Genomic DNA, 19,097 nt, shown 5'->3' with positions numbered 1-19,097 from the left:
TGCCACTTACACAAAGAATCAGACGGACCCTTACGTGGATGATTCGGTGGCTTCGATTAGTAACCAGGGCATGAGCACCACGTTCAGCCTGGATGAGGCGGGTCGGCGGCTGACCCAGTCCACCGCCGGCGGGTGGGACGACGGGATGGTGGTGACCCGGCACTACACCGACACCTCCGACAACCCCTCCTGGTCCGTGACCGCCAAACCAGGGCAGGCTGAGTCGTGGACCAAGTACACGCCCGGGTTGGACGGTGGCCTGGGGGCGATGATCGCCCAGGACGGGTCCGCCTCGATCAGCCTGGTCGACCCGCACGACAACAACGTCACCGCCATCACCATCCCCGCCAGCTCGTCGAGCACGACCACCGCGTTCGGGATCACCGGCTGGTCCGGATACGACGAGTACGGCGGGCTGCCGATCAACTGGCACTGGGCCGACAGTTCGGTCACCGGACCCCTGGGGTACGGGTGGCTCGGCGGGAAAGAACGCGCCACCAACGGCCAAACCGCCCAATTCACCCTCATGGGTGCCCGCTTGTACAACTGGACGACCGGCGGGTTCACCAGCCCCGACCCCGTCCCCGGCGGTAACGACACCAGCTACGGCTACCCCACCGACCCCATCAACTCAAGCGACCCCACCGGACAATTCGGATGGCCACGATGGGTCAAAAAGGCAGCGAATTGGGTAAAGAAGAATCCAACCAAGGCCATCGGACTAGCCGCCTTCGGCACATGTTCATTCGTCACGCTTGGAACCTGCGCAGCGGTTGGCGTTGTGGCGTCAGTTGCAAATGCGCGGATTAGTGCTGGACGCTTCCGAAGCTGGGGGTTTGCTCGCTCCCTTGGAGTGAATTTAGCCTGGACCGCCGGTGGTTACGGAGCCGGCCGTCTTCTCCAGTCGGGGTATCAGATGACCCGTGGTGCAGCCTATTCGTCCTATAAGGTTAGGCGGGCTGTCCCAAGAAGCGTGGGGCAGATAGTTAGGCCCAACTACCGGCGTGTGCCGAACTGGAAATACAGGTCGTCGTACTACGTGCATTCGACCAAGCTAAGCGTTATGCAGTCGTATTTCTCGGATTATATGTGATGGAATCCCCATGTGAGGGTGGCCGGTGGAGGCCGGCCACGGCCGAGGAGGCCGATCAGTGTGTCCTAGCCAATGGCGAGGACACTTGCGGCCGGCTCCGTCTTCGGGTGACGGCTGCCTTGGTTGGCGGACGTTTCGTCTCGTATGCGCTTCTCGCCGTTGCCGTCGTTTCGATTAGTGGTTTCGATTCAATCAAAGGATCCGACGAGATTCGCGGAGTGGGCGCACTACTGTACGCCGCTGGACTAGCAGCGCTTTCAGTTGGATCCGAGTTGCTGCTCGCACGACCGATCATCGAATTATCACCTGGTCGGCTGACGATCAGGAATCCTTTGAAGGTGTATCGCATGGCACTTTTCAATGGATGCAGAATCGAAATAGGTGAACCGAGTTTTCTTGGCAGGGTCACCTTGAAGTATGAAGGTAACAGGCGAATTGTCTGTACTGGGATTGAGCGAACGGGGCTGACCATCATAAGGGGTGAAAGCCAGGAGGAAATTCTGCTCCGGCTGGCTCTGGGGAGTCGGCGCTATGAGATAGATCACAATCAGATAAATCTGCCTTTAATGTATGAGACAAGGGTGCGCCTAATGAGCCCAGCTCTCGGAATCCTGCTCGCTGCGTGGACTTGCTTCTTCGCTTTCCACTCTCTCGTGCTCGTTTGAGGTCAGGACCCAACGGGCAAGTTTCCGAGCCCGGGGCGAGGCGAGAAAGCAAAACGCAGCCGCTACCCCGGCGCCGGTGCAATTTAGGCCCCGGTTACGACTTAGGCCTGACTCCTGACTCGTGCCACTTGAGCTGACGGTTGAGTTTGATGGGACATCGGTGCTGGTCAGCGGGTTACGGTTCGGCTGATTGACACACCCCGCTACTGGCTATCGTCGGGGTCGTGGCGTTTGTGCGGAAGGTCCCGGGCCGTTCCAGTGCCACGAAAGTGCAGATCGCCGAGCGCCGGGCAGGACGTGACGTGGTGCTGGAGCACATCGGGACCGCGCGCAGCGACGCCGAGCTGGCGGTGCTGATGCAGCAAGCGCGCCAGCGGTTACGGCCAGGGCAGGAGGCCTTAGATCTCGGTCTCGACGATGAGAGCGGTGCTACCCGCCCGGGGGTGATCACCGCTAAGACCAGCGCCGTGTTGTGGCAGGTGCTCACGCGGGCGTACGCCGACCTGGGGTTCGACGCGCTCGGCGATGCCGCGTTCCGGGAGCTGGTGTTGGCCCGGATCATCGAACCGACCAGCAAGGCGGACACGGTGCGGGTGCTGGAAGAGATCGGGGTGCCGCACGCTTCGTTGCGCAATGATGTTCCGGTCGTTGAAGCGGTGCGCCAGCGCCGAGTACCGCGACACCCTGGCGGCGGCGTGCTTCGAACACGTCACGGTCGCAGGCGATCTCAGCTTGTGCCTGTACGACGTGACGACGTTGTATTTCGAGGCGGAGAAGGAAGACGACCTACGCAAAGTGGGCTACTCCAAAGAACGCCGCGTCGACCCACAGATCGTCGTCGGGCTCCTGGTGGACCGGGGCGGCTTCCCGTTGGAGATCGGCTGCTACGGAGGCAACCAGGCCGAGACCGCCACGATCGTGCCGATTGTCACCCAGTTCCAAGAGCGCCACGGGCTGGCCGACGTGGTCGTGGTCGCCGACGCCGGGATGCTCTCGGCGGAGAACCTCACGACACTGGATGAGGCGAACCTGCGGTTCATCGTCGGCTCCCGCGTAGTGAAGGCACCGGGGGACTTGGCTAAGCACTTCCGGTGGCGCGGCGATGCGTTCACTGATGGGCAGGTCATCGACACCATCACCCCACGCCGGGCCAGCGCTGCTGCGAAAGCGGAGAACGACCCAGCCCAGTTCGCGGAACCGGAGTGGGACCGCGAGGACCATCCGTTGTCGTGGCGGGCGGTATGGGCCTACTCCCGCAAACGCGCCGTCCGCGATAACAAGACGTTGACGATCCAGCAGCAGCGGGCCCAGGCCGTGGTCGATGGGGAACGGGCACCCAAGAAACCCCGCTTCGTCAAAACCGTCGACGGCACAACGGAATTGAACCAATCAGCACTGGAACGGGCTCGCCGCCTGGTCGGGCTCAAGGGCTACGTCACCAACATCCCCAAGGCCACCATGCCCGCCGCGGAGGTGATCGCGAAGTACCACGACCTGTGGCAGGTCGAAGCCTCGTTCCGGATGAGTAAAACCGACCTGCGAGCCCGCCCGATCTCCCACCACGACCGCGACGCCATCGAAGCCCACCTGACCATCGTATTCGCCGCCCTCGCGCTGAGCCGGCACCTGCAGCAGCAGACCGGGCTCAGCATCCGCAAGATCGTGCGAACCCTACGACCGCTACAGCAAATCACCGTCCGGATCGCCGGACATGAGGTCATCGCCCAAGACCAACTCACCCCAGCCGCAGCAGAGATCCTCGACGCCCTTCAAGCCAACTCGAAATGACACACCCCGGTGGCACGAGTCAGGTTAGGCGATTCTACAAATAAAAATTCATTCGAGAAATCAGAGTAGAGAGCGAGCAAGACGATCGCATTCAAGGATTCCGACATTTTATTTGGCAAGCGCGCAAAGTCCTCACGTTGGGCTACCTAGTGTCGCGTTTCTGAAGTTGGTTGACGGCGGGTCCATCGACGACGCGAATGACGACGACACGCACGCTGGGGCCGTTCGTGGGCTACCGCCTCGTCGAGGGGATCGCCAGCCTGGCCGCTTCATTTGAGGGAGCCATCGGTGATGTGCGACTGCCATGAATCCCGAGGTGACCTGGGCCCGCTCTCGGACACGTGCTGTGGGGACTGGTCCCGTAGGGCACGCGAAGGGCACGGAGGCCCGCATGAGTGGTATTGCGGCAGATCAGAACGGCATCAGGCAGTCTCGGTGACGGGTTCGACTCTTGTCACCGGCTCCGATCGCGGCACGACCGGACGAGCGTAGCCGTCCTCCCAGCGGCTACTTAGAGAATCTGGGGTAGGTCCTGCTCTGGCCGGAGCAGGATTCAGGTGTCCGGGGTTGTCGCTCTCTTTTCGGCTGCTCACCGTTGTGGTGTGGCTCTCATTTGGCCTGCGCATCCCCGGGCACCGCCAGGGCCGGGAGAGGCTCAAGAGAGGAATGCGCTGCCGGAAGTAGCAATGCCCTCCTGCGCTCGACCACCGATCCGGTACTCGAGAACGGGAGCAACAACGATGCAGAACAGCTCACCCCCACCGGGCGCGGTGGTGATCGGGATGGACCCGCACAAACGCTCGGTCACCATCGAAGTGATGAACGCCGGCGAGCAAGTGTTGGATGGTGGCCGGTTCGACACCGACAGTGACGGTTTCACCCGCATGCTGACCCACGTTGCTTCCTACCCGGATCGGGTGTGGGCGATCGAAGGGTGCGCCGGGATCGGCCGGCACGTCGCCGCCCGACTGGTCGCCGCCGGCGAGACCGTGGTGGATGTCCCGGCGAAACTGTCCTACCGGGTGCGGTTGCTGACCGCCGGCAACGGACGCAAGACCGATGACACCGACGCGCACTCCATCGCCCTGATCGGGGTCCGCGTCACCGGGCTACGCCCCGTGGTCAGCAACGAGCAGATCGAGTTGTTGCGGGTGCTGGTCGATCGGCGCCGGATGCTCGGAGAAGAACACACCCGCAAGATCTCCCAAGTGCATCGCCTACTGCTGGAACTGATCCCGGGCGGGGCGAAGATCTACCTGTCCGCCCGCCAAGCCCGCACACTGCTGTCCCCGGTGCGCCCCAAAGACCCCGCCGGCAAAGCCCGTAAACAGCTGGCCATGGAGTTGATCACCGACCTGGAGAAGGTCTACACCCGCACCAAACAAGCCGACAAAGACCTCCTCGCCGCGTTGGCCGAAACCGGCACCCACCTGACCGAGCTGCACGGCATCGGGCCCACCGGGGCAGCGATGCTGCTGGTCGAAGTCGAAGACATCACCCGCTTCCCCGACCACAACCACTTCGCGTCCTGGACCGGCACCGCACCCATCGACGCCTCCTCCGGCGACACCGTCCGGCACCGCCTGTCCCGCGGCGGGAACCGTCAGATCAACCGGGTGCTCCACACCATGGCCACCGTCCAACTACGCAACCCCACCCAAGGCCGGGCGTACTACGACCGCAAGAAAGCCGACGGGAAATCCTCCATGGAAGCGATGCGCTGCCTCAAACGGCGACTGTCCGACATCGTCTACCGCACCATGCTGACCGACCTGACCCAGCCGGCGACGACGGGCCCGGGAGGGCAACCAGGTGACGACTCTGACTCCAGCGCGACCGGCTCACAACCCACCACCGGCTCTTCGGACAAGCCACTTCCCGGACCCGCCACCACCCACCCTACGAGGCCCCTCCCCGCAGCGTCTTGACATAGAGAGGAGCCATGAGCGGGAAAACGCAGGGCCCGTAATGGGATGCCTAGCGGACTTCGATGGGATCAGTCCCGCGGGCCGGTGCCGAACGGCGAGGTCAGCGAGTTTCGCGAACAGGCCTCCATGAGCGGTCATCTTTAGCGCTCGGTCCTCCTCGTCATAGCGTGTCCGTCACTTTGTGTAACTGGCTTGGCGTGACGTCGTTGGCTTCGGCTATTCGTAGTGCGTCCACATGCGCAGGATGTGGACGGTCCGCTCGTCGGGCAGGATCTCGTAGACCATTCGGTGCTGGATGTTGATACGCCTGGAGTAGCAGCCCGCCAGATCGCCAACCAGCTTCTCGTAGCGCGGGGTCGTGGCAAACGGATCCTCCCGCAGGACGTCCAGCAGTTGCTGCGCCTTCGGTTTCAGCCCGGAAGCCGCCAGTTTCTTGGCGTCCTTCTGCGCGGCGCGCGAGTAGACCAGTGTCCAGTCCTGCGTGTTCACCAGTCGAGTTCGGTCGAACCGGCGTCGATTCCGTCTTCGCGGGCTCGACGGATGGACTCTGCCATCCCGGGCACGGACTCCAGGGCCAAGGTCTCTTGGATGGCGTGCCAGTCGGACTCGCTGATCAGGACGGCGTTTCCGCGCTGCCCGGTAATAGTCAATGGCTCAGAGTTCTCGTTCACCTGGTCGATCAAACGGTAGAGATTCGCTCGTGCGTTGGTCGCGCTCACGGCTGTCAAGGTGATCACCTCCTGACCAAAGCGTACGCTATCACGTACGCTATCCGCCATTCTCAGGTTACCAACCGCGCCACCGATCGGACGCGTCCGTGCTCGTGAGCTAACGGAGCTTGCGTGACCAGCGCCAGCGACGCCCTCGCGTCGAGCGGGCCTGCTCGGCCGTGGTAGAGCGTGCGGCGATAGCCGGGACGGAATGTGCGAACGAGGCCAGACTCTTGAAATCCTCGCCCTGCAGCACCCGAGCAGTCGTTGTAAACGGGAACCCGGTCATGCCAAGGACACGGATGGCGTACGCGCCGCCCGCTTGCTCGTGTTCAATCCAGTCGCCGCCGTACTCGCGGATCGTCACCTCCCCGACATAGGCGCCGATCAGCGTCCACCACAGGTCGAGGCGCTCCTCGGAGAGGGGGCCATCAGCAAGCAGACGCGCGCAAACTTCGTCTAGCCGGGGGAGGCTCTCAACGGTCCAGTCAAGCCTCTCGTCGAACTGCTCAGCGACCAATCCCACGCACTGCTCAGCGATCTCGACAAGGCCCTCACGGTCTACTGACACGTCAGCATCCTGTCAGTTGGAAGCACTGACCTCGGCAGGAATTTGACTCCGAGGTCGAACGCCTTTGTCAGCGGCACGAGCGGCGGGCAGCCTTGAAGTCCGCGACCACCTCGTCCGGGTCCACACCGCGCTCGGACAGCATCGCATCCAGCTTCGCCGCCGCCGACCGCAACGAAGCGGCTTCAGCCTCACGATCCACCGGGGTCGGGATGAACCACCCGACCGTCTGACCATGACGGGTCACCGCCACTGGCTCGGCCGAGTCAATGTATTCCGCCAACCCTGCCCTGAACTCCCGGATCCCTACCGTCGCAACCATGGCTCTCCCTCTGTGTATCAATGTGTACACATTGATACAGTTCGGAATCGCATTCAAGCAAGCGTGTCGGCCCAGGCTCGGGTACCAACGCACCGAGCAACCCGCGGCTGAGAGGTCCTACCGCGTCACCGATCCGACGCGTCGGGACCGCAGGTTGGCCAGCCGCTCAGCGGGCGCTGCGGTCGAACTCGATCAGCCGGGTGCCCTTGGTCACCGTCCGGCCCCAATCGCCCTCAGCCACAAGGCCATACATCTGGCCCGAGACATGCCACTCCTTGCGTCCGCCGGACTGATCCTCAATCGTCACGTAGTACCACGTCGACGCGCTGGTGCCGCCTACCGTCATGCCGGTCGTGACCGGACCACCCGCGACCCCGCCGATCGGCATCCCGCCGCCCACGACGGTGCCGGAGCTGCCGCCGCTGACCCGCATCCGTTTGGCGACAACGCGACCTTGCCCGATGATGCGTGGGGCGGACGCTTCCTTGACGCCCCGAATCACCATAAGCACGACCACCACGACGATGCACGCAGCGATCAAGGCGAAGACCGCGGCGAACCATCCGGGGATGCCGAAACCACCGAAGGAATCGGTGCTCGGGTCAAGCGGCGAGCCGAAGGTAGCGACCGGGTCGGTCGGCAGGCCGGTGTTGTTCATCTAGTTCCCTGTCCCGTTGGCATCGCGATCGGTCTACCGTGAGCAGATGCGTTTCGACGAGGCTAACGCGGTACAGAAGGCCTGCCGGCAACTTGGCGGAATCAAGCCAATGGCCTGGGTTTTCGCCCGCGTCCTGTACCGTGTCGACAACCCGCTGCTGAAGCGCACCGGCGGCAAGACCTCCGTCACAGGCCTCCTCACCGGACTGCCCATCATCGAGCTGACCACCATCGGTGCACGGTCCGGTCGGCCGCGCACGATGCCGCTCGTCGCCGTACCCGATGGGGATCGGCTGGTGGTCCTGGCCTCCAACTTCGGCCAGCACCAGAACCCGGCCTGGTACTACAACCTGCGCGCCCACCCCGAATGCACCGTCACGCACGCCGGCGAATCGGTCCCGGTGGTCGCCTACGAGGCGACAGGCGACGAACGAGAACGTCTGTGGCAGTTGGATCTCGAGACCTACCCGCCCCGGGCAAAGTACGCCGATCGCACCGGTGGGCGGCGCATCCCCGTCATGGTCCTAGGTTCCCTGACGTCCTGATTGCCTACAACAATCGGGCCAGCCGCTTTTTGCGGCGGTTCTCCCGCACGATCCACGCCACGTCTGCGTCGGTGGCGGCCTGCTGCTCCAACTGCGCGAACGCAGGCAACCCCTGCTGAGGGTCAGCCGCTACGGCCACGCTCCAGCAATAGCCCAGTCCCTGGCGCAACACCCGCAGCTTCGGATCGCGGCGCTGGGTTGCCGGCCACGATGCCACAGTTGCGGTCGCCCGTCGGCACACCTCGAGCGCAACGGCGGCACCCGCGGGATCGGTGATCAACCGCGGCTCGCAAATAGCGGCAGCCGCCGCGCGCAGGACCAGGGGATCGGGGTCGAATGCCCAATCCAGGACAATCGAGCGCAGCCGATCGGGGTCGTCATCGCCTACTCGTTGCAGGGCTATCGCGACCCCTTCGCGGATGCGCCAGCGGTCATCGGTGGCGTCGCTGCGCAGTTGGGCGAGCACCTCGGGTGAGGGGGCTTCAGCGAGGCATGGGCCCAGTGCGACGGTGCCGCAGAACCGCAGATACTCCTCATCGCTGGTAAGCAACGATCGCACCTCGTCATCGCGGGCCACTTCCGCGAATGCCGCTGCGAGGGTGAGGTTTGCACGCGGGCCGGGCAGTCCTGAGTGTGTGCGCAGGTAGGCGAGTCGCTCGCTTCCGGACAGCCCTCGCAACACCGCGCGAGCGTCATCCACCGCACTCATTGCTTCGCCTCGATCAGCGTGGCGCCATCCGCAGCGCGCCGTCCATCCGGATCGTCTCGCCGTTGAGGTAGTCGTGCTCGACGATCATCGTCACCAGGCGGGCGTACTCCTCGGGCTGGCCGAGGCGGTGCGGGAAGGGCACGTTGGCCGCGAGTGATGAGCGCACCTCTTCGCCGAGACTCGCGAGCAGGGGAGTGTCGATGATCCCGGGGGCAATAGTGTTGACCCGGATGCCGTACTGCGCCAGATCCCGCGCGGCCGGCAGCGTCAGCCCGACCACGCCGCCCTTGGAGGCGGAGTAGGCGACCTGCCCGATCTGACCTTCGAACGCGGCAACCGACGCGGTGTTGACGATGACGCCGCGCTGGCCGTGCTCGAGCTCAGCAGTCTTTGAAATCGCCTCTGCCGCAAGAGCAAGGACGGTGTAGGTGCCCACCAGGTTGATAGTGACGATCCGGGAGAACAGGTCTAGGTCGGCTACACCCTCCCGGTTGAGGATCCGCTTCGGCGGCCCGATGCCGGCGCACGAGACGGCCGTCCGCAGTGGCGCGAACTCAGCAGCCGAGGCGATCACCTGTCGCACCTGCTCCGGGTTCGTCACGTCGGCCTCGAGAAGGGTCACGCCCGATGCCGGCGAAGCCTTCTCAATGGACGGCGCCAGGTCGAGCGCAAAGACCGCGGCCCCCCGTGCGGCCAGAGCGGCGGCGGTCGCCGCGCCCAGTCCGGATGCGCCACCGGACACGATTGCCGACGTACCTTGAAGCTCCATGCTCAGCCCTTCTTCTTGAGGTCGCGCCCGATCACCAGGCGCTGGATCTGGTTGGTTCCTTCGAAAATCTGCATCACCTTGGTCTCGCGCATGAAGCGCTCGACCGGGAAGTCCTTGGTGTAGCCCGCACCCCCGAGCACCTGGACCGCATCCGTCGTGACCCGCATCGCGTTGTCCGTCGCGACCAGCTTGGCGATCGACGCCTGGCGGGAGAACGGCCGACCCGCGTCACGCAGGCGGGCAGCGAAAAGGTACGTCGCGCGGGCCGATTCGACGGCCGCCGCCATGTCCGCGAGCAGGAACGAGAGTCCTTGATGGTCGATGATCGGCACACCGAACGCCGCACGATCCTTGGCGTAGGCGACGGCCACGTCGAGCGCCGCCTGCGCGACACCCGTTGCGACAGCGGCGATCCCGAGCCGCCCGCTGTCCAGCCCAGCGAGGGCGATCGACAGCCCCTGTCCCTCAGCGCCGAGTCGCCGCTCGACCGGCACCCGCACCTGCTCGAACCGCATCGTCGCGGTCGTCGAACTCATCAGGCCCATCTTCTTCTCCGGCGGGTCGGCAACCAGACCCTCAGCCGACGCAGGAACCAGGAAGCAGGTGATGCCCTCGTCTGCGCGGGCCATCACCTTGTAGTAGTCGGCCTCGCCGCCGTGCGTCGTCCACGCCTTCGCGCCGTTGATGACGTAGTCGTCGCCCTCACGACGTGCGGTCGTGCGCATCGCCGCCGGGTCGGAGCCGGCGTGAGCTTCGGAAAGGCAATAGGCGCCGAGCAATTCGCCACCCAGCATGTCGGGCAACCAACGCTGCTTCTGGTCTTCGGTTCCCGCGTGGAAGAGGCCGAAGCAACTGAGCGCGTGCACACTGACGCCGACCCCGACCGCCGCCCACGCCGTGGCAATCTCCTCCACCACCTGCAGGTACACCTCGTACGGCTGGCCGCCACCGCCGAACTCCTCCGGATAGGGCAAGCCCAACAGGCCCGCACGCCCCAACGTCCGGAACCGCTCGCGAGGAAACGTCGCCTCCCGCTCGGCCTCATCGACGTACGGCGCCAACTCCTTGGCCGCGATGTCCCGGGTCAGCGCAACCAGGTCCGCCGCGTCGTCATCCAAGAGGCGTTCGACGGGCACGGGTCCTCCACGCAGTTCGACAAGGTGTACTCAGGTTCTCATCACAGTACACTTCAGATCGTGGCCATCCGCAAGCGTTCCGTCCGGCAGGAACAGATCCTCGACGGCTTGATCGAGCTGTTCCTGGCCGAGGGATTCGGCGCGTTCTCGGTGGCGGACCTCGCCGAACGGTTGCAGTGCTCGAAGGCGACGCTCTACGACCTCGCCGACAGCAAGGAGCAGTTGATCGCGGTCGTGTTACGGACGTTCTTCCGGCGCGCTACCGACCAGGTGGAGGCCGAGCTTGCCCCGGTGACCGACCCCGTGCAGCGGATCGACGCCTACCTGTCGGCGATCGGTCATGCGCTTGAGCCGGCCACCAGGGCGTTCTACGACGACCTGCAGGAGTTCGCCCCGGCCCGCGAAATCTATTCGCACAACACGGCTTTCGCTGCCGACCGTGTGCGGCAACTCGTGCAGGGAGCCGCGCCACACCGGCGGGCCGTGAACGCCGACTTCATCGCCGCGATTGCCGCGGGGGCGATGGAATCCATCCAGACCGGCGACGTGCGCGAGCGCACCGGGCTGGATGACGCCGAGGCCTACCGGCAACTGGCCGCGTTGATCGTCGGTGCGGTCAGTCCGCGGTGACGGGCAGTTCCTGGTACGCCGGGTAGAGCACTGACATCCGAGCGTCCGAGTCGCACCGACCCAGCCCCGCGACGTACGCCCCGAGGTCTTCCAGATGGATCTGGGTGCCGGCGCCGTAGCCGCCGACCATGTCGACGGGCAGGCCGCGGTGCTCGACGGTCAGAACGGTGTCCTCGCCGTCCGGCGTGAGTGTCACCTCGACCGACTCCCGGCCGTCGCTGCTGGTGGTCACGAAGCGGTGCGGCGGGTCGCACTCGGTGATCGTGTCCTCGCCCTCTGCGCCGCTGGCGTACATCCGGTATCGGTAGGTCTGGCCGACCGCCAGGGTCCCTTCGAACTCGCCCAGCCAGCGGGCCAACCGGTCCTTCTCGGTGAGCGCTGACCACAAGTCGTCACGGTCGGTGGCGTAGCGCTCCTGCAGGCGGATCGACCCGCGCGCGCCATCGTTGTGCAACGTCCCCAGGAGCCGGGGCTGCGCGGAGGGCTCGCCGAGTTCCCTTGCGTACGTGGGCATCAAGCCCTCCCAGCGTGGCCGCCACGGCGCAGGGTCCTGCCCCGAAAGGGCCGAGCGCAGGTCTTCCAGGTGCACCTGCCAGCCGGCGCCGTGGGCGAGTTGGTCGGCGCGCGGCAGCCCGCAATCCTGCACGGTCAGCCGGGTGCCACCCGCCTCTTCCCGCAGACGTACGTCGATCCGCGTCTCCTGCTCGGTCCCCGGGTCCATCCGCAGCGAGAAGGCGTACGGCGGCTCACAGGTCTCCACAACGGCCGGCCCGTCCCAGCTGCTGGTGAAGGTCACGTGGATCACGCCACCGACCCGCAGGTCACCGCTGACCGTGCCCATCCACCGGGCCAGCCGCTCGGGTTCGGTGACCGCCTGCCACAGGTCCTCGATGGTCGTGGGATAGACGTCGTGGACCCGGATAGTCACGCGATCGCCGTACTCGATGATCGAACTCAACAGGGCGGGAGCGGTTTTCATCAGGAACTCCTATTTTTCTTGCCTCGGGCAATTTCGGTGTGCAGCGCGGCGAAGCGGTGTTCCCACTCACGCTGGCGTTGCTGGAGCCAATCGCCGATCTCGGCCATCGGTTCAGGGCGTAGCCGGTAGATCCGGCGCTGGGCGTCGTGCTCGACCGCGACGAGCCCGGCGTCCCGCAGCACCGAGAGGTGGCGGGAGGCAGCGGGTTGGGAGATGGGCAGGAGGGCACCGAGTTCGCCGGCCGATGCCGGCCCCTGGCTGAGTCGCTCCAGCACGGCCCGGCGGTGCGGGTCCGCGAGGGCACGGAGGGCGCTGTCCATGGCACTAAAATAGCAGCATAGTTATATAACGCAACAGCTAATTAAGATGCGGACTGCAACGTGCCGCAACGGTGGCGCTCGGCACCGGCGGCGAGCACGCTCGAGATCAGGACCGATCGGGGTCCGGCTAGGGCGACAAAGGAGTCGAGATGAGAGCAGCGCGCTACTACGACCGGGGCGACATCCGGATCGAGGACGTCCCCGAACCCGAGGTGGGCCCGGGGCAGGTCGGGATCGACGTCGCGTGGTGTGGCATCTGCGGGACGGACCTGCACGAGTACGCCGAGGGGCCCATCTTCATCCCGCCATCCGGTCACCCGCAGCCGATCAGCGGTGAATCCGCCCCGGTCACCCTGGGCCATGAGATGTCCGGCGTCGTGTACGCCGTGGGCGAGGGTGTCGAGGGCCTCTCGCCTGGCGATCACGTCGTGGTCGAGCCGTACATCGTGCACGACGACGTCGACACGGGTCCGGACAGCGACGACTACCACCTCTCGCCGGACATGAACTTCATCGGGTTGGGCGGCGGTGGCGGCGGCCTCGCCGAGAAGATCGTGGTGAATCGGCGCTGGGCGCACAAGGTTTCGGACAACGTGCCGCTCGACCAGGCCGCGCTGCTCGAACCCCTTTCGGTGGGTTATCACGCTGCTGAGCGCTCGGGCGTGCAGGCGGGCGATGTCGCGCTGGTGACCGGAGCCGGGCCGATCGGGTTGCTCACCTCCGCTGTGCTGACCGCTCTGGGGGCGAGCGTGATCATCAGTGAACCGAGTCCGCTGCGACGTGAACGAGCCGAGCAGACCGGTGTGGCCAAGCTCGTGCTCGATCCCGGTGCCGACGACGTCGTCGCCAGGGTCCGCGAGGCGACCGGCGGCCGCGGGGCGGACGTCGGATTCGAGTGCACCTCGGTGCAACCGGCGTTGGACACGCTGGTCGAGGCGTTGCGGCCGCGCGGGGTGCTGGTCAACGTCTCGATCTGGGGCAAGCGCGCCAGCTTCGACATGCAGGCACTCGTCCTGAAGGAGTTGGATGTCCGCGGGACCATCGCCTACGTCAACTCCCACCCGGCCACGATCGCTCTGGTCGAGGAAGGCAAGGTCGACCTCGGTCCGTTCATCACCGGTCGGATCGGCCTGGACCAGCTCATCGACGAGGGTTTCGACACCTTGATCAACCGCAACGAGACCGCGGTGAAGATCCTGGTGTCGCCCAGCGGCCGCGGTTTGTGAGTGGCATCCAGCAAACTCCCAGCAACTTTTGACACAGGTGTAACGCTGTCTCACCCAGAGGCGTGATCGCTGGCGGGATCCTGGTCGGGTGAGTACAGACGTCGAGATCAACCCGATCAGTGCCGAGGACTACGGTCACCACCTGCTGGCCATCGAGCCGGGCGGGGTGGACGTCATCCCGGAGGATCAGCGGCACGGCCGCCCGATCGATCTGTTGTGGACCTGGACGTCGCCGAACATGGAGTTTGCGACGATCGGTGTCGGCATCCTCGGACCGCTCTTCTGGGGTCTGAATCTGTGGCAGACGATCGCTGCGATCATCCTGGGTACGGCGCTCGGCTCGCTCACCCACGCCGTCCTGTCTTCGTGGGGCCCGCAGTCGGGACTGTGCCAAATGGTCCTGTCCCGAACCGGATTCGGGTTCCTCGGCAACATCCTCCCGGCCGGGTTGAACGCCGTCATCGCGGGCATCGGCTGGTTCGCGGTCAACAGCATCAGTGGGGCGTTGGCGCTGCATGCCCTCATCCCAGGGCTCGCCAAGGGACTGGCGCTCGCGATCGTCGTACTCCTGCAGTTGGCGGTTGCCTTCCTCGGGCACAACCTGGTGCAGGCGTTCGAGCGGTGGGCGTTCCCCATCCTCGCGGTGGTCTTCGCCATCGGCGCGGTCATCGTCTTCAGCAAGTCGCACCCCAGCGTCGGCACCGGTGGCACGCCCACCGTCGGCGCCTTCCTGCTGATGGCCGGCGCGTCCTTCGGCTACGCGTGCGGCTGGAACCCCTACGCCAGCGACTACACCCGCTACCAGCCACGCGGCAACGGAGCCAAGGCGGGCCTGTTCGCCGGTCTTGGCATCCTGATCTCCTGTGTCATCCTCGAATCCGCCGGTGCTGCAATGGTGTCCGCTGCCGGCAAGGCCGCCAACGTCGACCCGGGCGTCTACACCGGCCTGTTGCCCACCTGGTTGGGCAAGCTCACCTTGCTGTGCATTGCGATCGGGGCGATCTGCGCCAACGCGCTGAACATCTATTCCGGGGCGATGTCCGCTCTGGCGATCGGCTTCCGCACCACGCTGCACCGGGCCAGGGCGTTCGTGGCCGTCGGTTTCGGGATCCTCGGTTTCCTGCTGGCCCTGGCCGGCATGGACAACGCGGGGGAGAACTACGAGAACTTCCTGCTGGTCATCGCCTACTGGATCGGCCCCTGGCTGGGCTTCGTCCTCACTGACCGCTGGCTCAACCGCGGCGCGGACTTCACGGCGATCGCTCAGGACCGCGGTTGGCAGAACTGGGCCGGCCCGATCGCCATGCTTGTCGGCATCGTGGTCTCGGTGTGGCTGTTCTCCAACCAGGCCAACTACACCGGGCCGATCCCGTCCGCGCACCCGCAGGTCGGTGACATCACGTATCTCGTCGGATTCCTGTTGTCCGCCGGAATCTACGCCGGCCTGCGCCGGGTGCTGCCGCCGAAGTCGAGCACACTGGTGCCATGACCACCGATCAGGAGATGCTCGCCGTCGCTGTCGAGGAAGCGCGGGCCGGGCTCGCCGAGGGCGGAATCCCCATCGGAGCAGCCCTGTTCGACCCCGACGGTGTGCTGTTGGGGCGTGGCCACAACCGCCGGGTGCAAGACGACGACCCGTCGGTGCACGGTGAGACGGATGCCTTCCGCAACGCCGGCCGGCAACGCAGTTATCGCGGCACCACGATGGCCACGACGCTGTCACCGTGCTGGTTTTGCAGCGGGCTGGTGCGTCAGTTCGGCATCACCCGGGTCGTCGTCGGCGAGGCGCAGACCTTCGTCGGCGGCCACGACTGGTTGGCCGAGAACGGCGTCGAGGTCGTCGTGCTGGACGACCCGGAGTGCGTGGCGATGATGACCGAGTTCATCGCCGAGCACCCGGACCTGTGGAACGAGGACATCGGCGTCGACTGAGGCCTCAACTCAACCCGAGCCGGTCCGTGATCTCCTTGACGTCGCTGGGGAAGCGGTGCACCTCCTGCGGCCAGTCCAGGGCCTGGGTGATCCGCCCCGCCCAGTAGCGAGCCGCCTCGTCATCGGGTACGTCGATCACCGTGAAGCCGCCGAGGTGCTCCTTGGTCTCGGTGTAGGGCCCGTCGCTGAAGACCGGTGCTCCGTCCACGAGCTCGACGCTGCAGATCGCGGTGGACGCGTCGATGCCGCCTTCGGCGAAGACGAAGACCCCCTGCTCCTTCATCTCATCCAGGACGGCGTTGCTCGCCTTGCTCTTGTCCTGCAACTGCTCCAGCGTCTGCTCCGGCACCCACTCGTCGTTGAAGGCAATCAGGTACAAAGCCATCGTGGTCTCCTCTCGTGCGGCACCACCGTGTGCGGTGCCGTCACTCGTTCTACGAACGGTGCCACGCGAATACGACAGCCGACCGCAAAACGGCTAGCGCAGGACGAACGGATTGCCCACTGGCGCGCCGCTGTTGATCCAGACCGTCTTGGTCTCCAGGTACTCCTCGATCGCCTCGGCGCCGTTCTCGCGGCCCACACCCGAGGACTTGTAGCCGCCGAACGGCGCCATGAAGCTCACGGCCCGATAGGTGTTCACCCAGACGGTGCCGGCTTTGATCGCATCCGCCATCCGCAGCGCCCGGGCCAGGTCCGAGGTCCAGACCCCTGCCCCCAGCCCGTACGCCGAGTCGTTGGCTATCCGGGTCGCGTCCGCCTCATCGTCGAACGGGATCACGGCCAGGACCGGCCCGAAGACCTCCTCCTGGGCGATCCGCATGCCGTTGTCGACGCCGGTGAAGATGGTGGGGCGCACGAACCAGCCGTCCCCGACGTCTGCCGGGTCGGCTGGACCGCCACCGAGTGCGACGGTCGCCCCCTCTTGTCGAGCAACGTCGATGTAGGACAACACTTTCTGGTACTGCGGCCGGGTCGTGATCGGGCCGACCTGAGTATCCGCCGCTCGCGGGTCGCCCATCCGGGCAGTGGCCGCGAGTTCGACCACCCGCGAGACGAGTTCGTCGTGGATCTCGCGCTGGACCAACAGCCGTGAGCCAGCGATGCACGTCTGCCCGGTCGCAGCGAAGATCCCGGAGACCACCCCGTTCGCAGCCGACTGCAGGTCGGCGTCGGCGAAGACGATGTTCGGCGACTTGCCGCCGAGTTCCAGCGCCACGTGTTTGATGCCGGCGCCGGCCGACGCGCCGATCGAGCGACCGGTCGCGTCCGAGCCGGTGAAGGACACCTTGGCGACACCAGGGTGCTCGACCAGCGGGGCGCCGACCTCCTTGCCGAAACCGGTGACGACGTTGAAGACACCCTTGGGCAAGCCCGTTTCGTGCAGCAACCGGGCCAACGCGACCGTTGACGCCGAGGTGAATTCCGACGGCTTCACCACCACGGTGCATCCGGCTGCCAGAGCAGGTGCCAGCTTCCACGCAAGCAGCAGCAGCGGTGAGTTCCACGGTGTGATGATTGCGGTGACGCCGACCGGTTCGCGTCGGGTGTAGGCGAAGTAGCCGGGTTTGTCGATCGGCAGCACGCGGCCCTCGATCTTGTCGGCGAGTCCGCCGTAGTAGCGGAACCACTGCGGCAGATAGGCGACCTGGCCGGACATCTCGGCGAGCAGCTTGCCGTTTGTCGTTGACCTCCAGTTGCGCCAGCTCGTCGGCGTGTTCGGCGATCACGTCGGCCAGACGGACCAGCAAAGCACCCCTCGCGGTCGCCGTGAGGCCGCCCCACTCGTCGGCCTCGAGGGCGGCGTTGGCGGCCGCAACAGCCAGGTCGGCGTCTGCCGATGAACCCGCAGCCACCTGCGCCCAGGGCTTGCCGGTGTAGGGGTCTTCGCTCTCGAACCAGCCACCGTCGACCGGGCGGTGCTCGGTACCGTCGATGAACATCGGGACGTCGTACATGTCGGGCTCCTCAGAAGGTTTCGAAGCCAAGCGCGGCACGGACAGCGTTCTTGTTCGCTACTCCGTCGCGCGGGGGTAACGCACGCGGCGGCTCGGTGACGTCGATGAGGACCCGGCGGAACGCCGTACCGTTCTGGGCTGTGATCAGGGCGGCCAGCTCCCGTGTCTCATCGGCGGATGAGATCGTCGCGGCGTCCGGAATGCCGAAACCTCTTGCCACCTGGGCCAGGTCGGTGTTCAGACCCGCGTGGCTGCGCTGCATCCCGGTCTCGCCGAAGTGGCCGTTGTCCAGTACGACGATTGTCAGGTTCGGGGGCGACTGCACCGCTACCGTGCCCAGGGCCCCCACACCCATCAGCTGCTCCCCGTCACCGGTGATGACAACCACGGGCGTATCCCGTTGCGCCAGAGCCAGTCCCAGCCCCATCGGAACGGCTGCTCCCATCGCACCCCACAGGTGGAAGGTGCGCGGACGGTAACCGGTGGCGAAGACGTCGTAGCTGGGGGAGCCCAAGCCGGTGACGATGAGGACGTCGTCGGGTAACTGGCCGATCAGGTCGGTCACGAACGCCCGGCGATCGATGCGGGTGCTGGTGTCGGGCAATGTTGCGGTCATCAGTTGCGCTCCCACTTCTTGCGTCCGATCAGTCGTTGGCCGAGCAGCACCGCGACGCGGCCGCCGGCGAGGAAGGCGGTGTCCAGAGCAGCGCTCACGGTTTCCTCGACATCCGAGGGGTCATCGACCCGGTAGACGGTGATGCCCATCAGTTCGAGGGCGTTCTGCGTGGCCAGGCCCATCGGGGCCTGCCAGGGGTTGAACTCGCCGTATTCCCCACGCATGGTCACCACGGTGAGGAAGGGGAAGCCGCCCATCGTGAGCAGCGAGAACATGTTGATGCAGTTGCCGACTCCGCTGCTTTGCATGAGCAACGCCGCGCGTTGGCCACCCAGCCAGGCGCCGCTGACAACGCCGACGCCTTCCTCCTCGGTGGTGCAGACGACGTCGGTGATGTCGGGATCAGCAATCGCGTCGCGGATGGCGACGGCGTGCCCGGCATCGGGCACGTAGACGATCTGCTGAATGCCGCCCTCCCGCAAAACGCGGGACACGGTGTCCTGCCAGCTGCTGCCGGCCAGATAGGTCTGGTCTGTCACGGTCATG

General features: G+C 65.7%; 22 protein-coding genes and 2 pseudogenes. 9 read left to right on the top strand and 15 right to left on the bottom strand.

Features of this window, described 5'->3' with window-relative positions:
* Window positions 1-70: 70 nt before the first annotated feature.
* The 4 genes and pseudogenes from DR843_RS19835 (at window position 71) to DR843_RS13410 (ending at window position 5,474) form a co-directional block, all read left to right on the top strand.
* Window positions 71-1,093: an RHS repeat-associated core domain-containing protein gene (locus tag DR843_RS19835; protein ID WP_146202586.1), complete on the top strand. Its 1,023-nt coding sequence runs from the start codon at window positions 71-73 to the stop codon at window positions 1,091-1,093.
* A 107-nt stretch (window positions 1,094-1,200) separates the two neighbouring features.
* A complete protein-coding gene (locus DR843_RS19830; protein WP_146202585.1) occupies window positions 1,201-1,758 on the top strand; it encodes a hypothetical protein in 558 nt (185 codons plus the stop codon).
* A 224-nt stretch (window positions 1,759-1,982) separates the two neighbouring features.
* A pseudogene (locus DR843_RS13415) lies at window positions 1,983-3,546 on the top strand (IS1634 family transposase).
* Window positions 3,547-4,286: 740 nt separating this feature from the next.
* Window positions 4,287-5,474: an IS110 family RNA-guided transposase gene (locus tag DR843_RS13410; protein ID WP_174888835.1), complete on the top strand. Its 1,188-nt coding sequence runs from the start codon at window positions 4,287-4,289 to the stop codon at window positions 5,472-5,474.
* Window positions 5,475-5,690: 216 nt separating this feature from the next.
* Here the strand turns inward: DR843_RS13410 and DR843_RS13405 are convergent, their stop codons facing one another.
* The 5 genes from DR843_RS13405 to DR843_RS13385 form a co-directional block, all read right to left on the bottom strand.
* Entirely contained in the window at window positions 5,691-5,963 is a 273-nt protein-coding gene (locus DR843_RS13405) for a Txe/YoeB family addiction module toxin (RefSeq protein ID WP_109686570.1), read from the bottom strand.
* Window positions 5,960-6,193 (bottom strand): type II toxin-antitoxin system Phd/YefM family antitoxin, encoded by a 234-nt coding sequence (locus DR843_RS13400; RefSeq protein ID WP_245934126.1) that lies wholly within the window; start codon window positions 6,191-6,193, stop codon window positions 5,960-5,962. The genes DR843_RS13405 and DR843_RS13400 overlap by 4 nt, the downstream gene beginning before the upstream one ends.
* A 109-nt stretch (window positions 6,194-6,302) precedes the next feature.
* Window positions 6,303-6,755 carry a hypothetical protein gene (locus DR843_RS13395; RefSeq protein ID WP_174888834.1) on the bottom strand — a complete coding sequence of 151 codons (453 nt, stop codon included), beginning with the start codon at window positions 6,753-6,755 and terminating at the stop codon, window positions 6,303-6,305.
* 67 nt (window positions 6,756-6,822) lie between these two features.
* On the bottom strand, window positions 6,823-7,074 hold the full coding sequence (locus DR843_RS13390) for a type II toxin-antitoxin system Phd/YefM family antitoxin (RefSeq protein WP_109686569.1): 252 nt from the start codon (window positions 7,072-7,074) through the stop codon (window positions 6,823-6,825).
* Window positions 7,075-7,240: 166 nt separating this feature from the next.
* Window positions 7,241-7,732, bottom strand: a complete 492-nt coding sequence (locus DR843_RS13385) for a DUF2500 domain-containing protein (RefSeq protein ID WP_109686566.1) — start codon at window positions 7,730-7,732, stop codon at window positions 7,241-7,243.
* Window positions 7,733-7,778: 46 nt separating this feature from the next.
* On the opposite strand from DR843_RS13385, the gene DR843_RS13380 reads away from it, so the two are divergent.
* Complete coding sequence (locus tag DR843_RS13380) at window positions 7,779-8,276, top strand: nitroreductase/quinone reductase family protein (RefSeq protein WP_109686564.1); 498 nt, start codon at window positions 7,779-7,781, stop codon at window positions 8,274-8,276.
* A gap of 4 nt (window positions 8,277-8,280) precedes the next feature.
* On the opposite strand, the gene DR843_RS13375 is transcribed toward DR843_RS13380, so the two are convergent.
* From DR843_RS13375 to DR843_RS13365, 3 genes are read right to left on the bottom strand one after another with little or no spacing between them, the layout of a single operon-like run.
* Window positions 8,281-8,985 (bottom strand): DNA alkylation repair protein, encoded by a 705-nt coding sequence (locus tag DR843_RS13375; protein ID WP_109686562.1) that lies wholly within the window; start codon window positions 8,983-8,985, stop codon window positions 8,281-8,283.
* Between the two features lie 13 nt (window positions 8,986-8,998).
* On the bottom strand, window positions 8,999-9,754 hold the full coding sequence (locus tag DR843_RS13370; protein WP_109686560.1) for an SDR family NAD(P)-dependent oxidoreductase: 756 nt from the start codon (window positions 9,752-9,754) through the stop codon (window positions 8,999-9,001).
* Window positions 9,755-9,756: 2 nt separating this feature from the next.
* A complete protein-coding gene (locus DR843_RS13365) occupies window positions 9,757-10,890 on the bottom strand; it encodes an acyl-CoA dehydrogenase family protein (protein ID WP_109686558.1) in 1,134 nt (377 codons plus the stop codon).
* A gap of 60 nt (window positions 10,891-10,950) precedes the next feature.
* Here DR843_RS13365 and DR843_RS13360 point away from each other — a divergent pair, with 60 nt between their 5' ends.
* Window positions 10,951-11,520 carry a TetR/AcrR family transcriptional regulator gene (locus DR843_RS13360; RefSeq protein ID WP_172461498.1) on the top strand — a complete coding sequence of 190 codons (570 nt, stop codon included), beginning with the start codon at window positions 10,951-10,953 and terminating at the stop codon, window positions 11,518-11,520.
* Here DR843_RS13360 and DR843_RS20120 read toward each other — a convergent pair.
* Together DR843_RS20120 and DR843_RS13350 are read right to left on the bottom strand one after the other, a co-directional pair.
* Complete coding sequence (locus tag DR843_RS20120) at window positions 11,507-12,499, bottom strand: SRPBCC family protein (protein WP_170119867.1); 993 nt, start codon at window positions 12,497-12,499, stop codon at window positions 11,507-11,509. The genes DR843_RS13360 and DR843_RS20120 overlap by 14 nt on opposite strands.
* Entirely contained in the window at window positions 12,499-12,819 is a 321-nt protein-coding gene (locus tag DR843_RS13350) for an ArsR/SmtB family transcription factor (protein ID WP_109686555.1), read from the bottom strand. The genes DR843_RS20120 and DR843_RS13350 overlap by 1 nt, the downstream gene beginning before the upstream one ends.
* Window positions 12,820-12,968: 149 nt before the next feature.
* Here DR843_RS13350 and DR843_RS13345 point away from each other — a divergent pair, with 149 nt between their 5' ends.
* From DR843_RS13345 to DR843_RS13335, 3 genes are all read left to right on the top strand, one after another.
* Complete coding sequence (locus DR843_RS13345; RefSeq protein ID WP_109686553.1) at window positions 12,969-14,045, top strand: 2,3-butanediol dehydrogenase; 1,077 nt, start codon at window positions 12,969-12,971, stop codon at window positions 14,043-14,045.
* A gap of 88 nt (window positions 14,046-14,133) precedes the next feature.
* The gene (locus DR843_RS13340) at window positions 14,134-15,534 is read left to right on the top strand and encodes a purine-cytosine permease family protein (RefSeq protein WP_211310244.1); all 1,401 of its coding nucleotides are present in this window, start codon (window positions 14,134-14,136) and stop codon (window positions 15,532-15,534) included.
* On the top strand, window positions 15,531-15,977 hold the full coding sequence (locus DR843_RS13335) for a nucleoside deaminase (RefSeq protein ID WP_109686551.1): 447 nt from the start codon (window positions 15,531-15,533) through the stop codon (window positions 15,975-15,977). Before DR843_RS13340 ends, DR843_RS13335 begins: the two co-directional genes overlap by 4 nt.
* A 4-nt stretch (window positions 15,978-15,981) precedes the next feature.
* On the opposite strand, the gene DR843_RS13330 is transcribed toward DR843_RS13335, so the two are convergent.
* From DR843_RS13330 to DR843_RS13315, 5 genes and pseudogenes are all read right to left on the bottom strand, one after another.
* Entirely contained in the window at window positions 15,982-16,362 is a 381-nt protein-coding gene (locus tag DR843_RS13330; protein ID WP_109686549.1) for a YciI family protein, read from the bottom strand.
* A 93-nt stretch (window positions 16,363-16,455) separates the two neighbouring features.
* Window positions 16,456-17,637 carry an aldehyde dehydrogenase gene (locus tag DR843_RS13325; RefSeq protein ID WP_281268851.1) on the bottom strand — a complete coding sequence of 394 codons (1,182 nt, stop codon included), beginning with the start codon at window positions 17,635-17,637 and terminating at the stop codon, window positions 16,456-16,458.
* A gap of 94 nt (window positions 17,638-17,731) precedes the next feature.
* Window positions 17,732-17,920: pseudogene (locus tag DR843_RS20935) on the bottom strand (aldehyde dehydrogenase family protein); the annotation flags it as partial.
* Between the two features lie 25 nt (window positions 17,921-17,945).
* A complete protein-coding gene (locus DR843_RS13320; protein ID WP_109686547.1) occupies window positions 17,946-18,551 on the bottom strand; it encodes a thiamine pyrophosphate-dependent enzyme in 606 nt (201 codons plus the stop codon).
* A complete protein-coding gene (locus DR843_RS13315; RefSeq protein WP_109686545.1) occupies window positions 18,551-19,096 on the bottom strand; it encodes a thiamine pyrophosphate-binding protein in 546 nt (181 codons plus the stop codon). The genes DR843_RS13320 and DR843_RS13315 overlap by 1 nt, the downstream gene beginning before the upstream one ends.
* Window position 19,097 lies beyond the last annotated feature (1 nt).

Origin of the sequence: Branchiibius hedensis (genome assembly GCF_900108585.1) — a bacterium.
In the GTDB taxonomy this organism is placed as follows: domain Bacteria; phylum Actinomycetota; class Actinomycetes; order Actinomycetales; family Dermatophilaceae; genus Branchiibius; species Branchiibius hedensis.
Note: the sequence above shows the minus strand (reverse complement) of the source record. Positions and strands in the feature narration are given on the sequence as shown.

Bases quoted from the DNA above. Each gene is read 5' to 3' on its own strand.
- DR843_RS19835 (WP_146202586.1), top strand. From the start codon at position 71: ATGAGCACCACGTTCAGCCTGGATGAGGCGGGTCGGCGGCTGACCCAG.
- DR843_RS13410 (WP_174888835.1), top strand. From the start codon at position 4,287: ATGCAGAACAGCTCACCCCCACCGGGCGCGGTGGTGATCGGGATGGAC.
- DR843_RS13390 (WP_109686569.1), bottom strand. From the start codon at position 7,074: ATGGTTGCGACGGTAGGGATCCGGGAGTTCAGGGCAGGGTTGGCGGAA.
- DR843_RS13385 (WP_109686566.1), bottom strand. From the start codon at position 7,732: ATGAACAACACCGGCCTGCCGACCGACCCGGTCGCTACCTTCGGCTCG.
- DR843_RS13380 (WP_109686564.1), top strand. From the start codon at position 7,779: ATGCGTTTCGACGAGGCTAACGCGGTACAGAAGGCCTGCCGGCAACTT.
- DR843_RS13375 (WP_109686562.1), bottom strand. From the start codon at position 8,985: ATGAGTGCGGTGGATGACGCTCGCGCGGTGTTGCGAGGGCTGTCCGGA.
- DR843_RS13370 (WP_109686560.1), bottom strand. From the start codon at position 9,754: ATGGAGCTTCAAGGTACGTCGGCAATCGTGTCCGGTGGCGCATCCGGA.
- DR843_RS20120 (WP_170119867.1), bottom strand. From the start codon at position 12,499: ATGAAAACCGCTCCCGCCCTGTTGAGTTCGATCATCGAGTACGGCGAT.
- DR843_RS13350 (WP_109686555.1), bottom strand. From the start codon at position 12,819: ATGGACAGCGCCCTCCGTGCCCTCGCGGACCCGCACCGCCGGGCCGTG.
- DR843_RS13345 (WP_109686553.1), top strand. From the start codon at position 12,969: ATGAGAGCAGCGCGCTACTACGACCGGGGCGACATCCGGATCGAGGAC.
- DR843_RS13335 (WP_109686551.1), top strand. From the start codon at position 15,531: ATGACCACCGATCAGGAGATGCTCGCCGTCGCTGTCGAGGAAGCGCGG.
- DR843_RS13330 (WP_109686549.1), bottom strand. From the start codon at position 16,362: ATGGCTTTGTACCTGATTGCCTTCAACGACGAGTGGGTGCCGGAGCAG.
- DR843_RS13325 (WP_281268851.1), bottom strand. From the start codon at position 17,637: ATGTCCGGCCAGGTCGCCTATCTGCCGCAGTGGTTCCGCTACTACGGC.
- DR843_RS13320 (WP_109686547.1), bottom strand. From the start codon at position 18,551: ATGACCGCAACATTGCCCGACACCAGCACCCGCATCGATCGCCGGGCG.
- DR843_RS13315 (WP_109686545.1), bottom strand. From the start codon at position 19,096: ATGACCGTGACAGACCAGACCTATCTGGCCGGCAGCAGCTGGCAGGAC.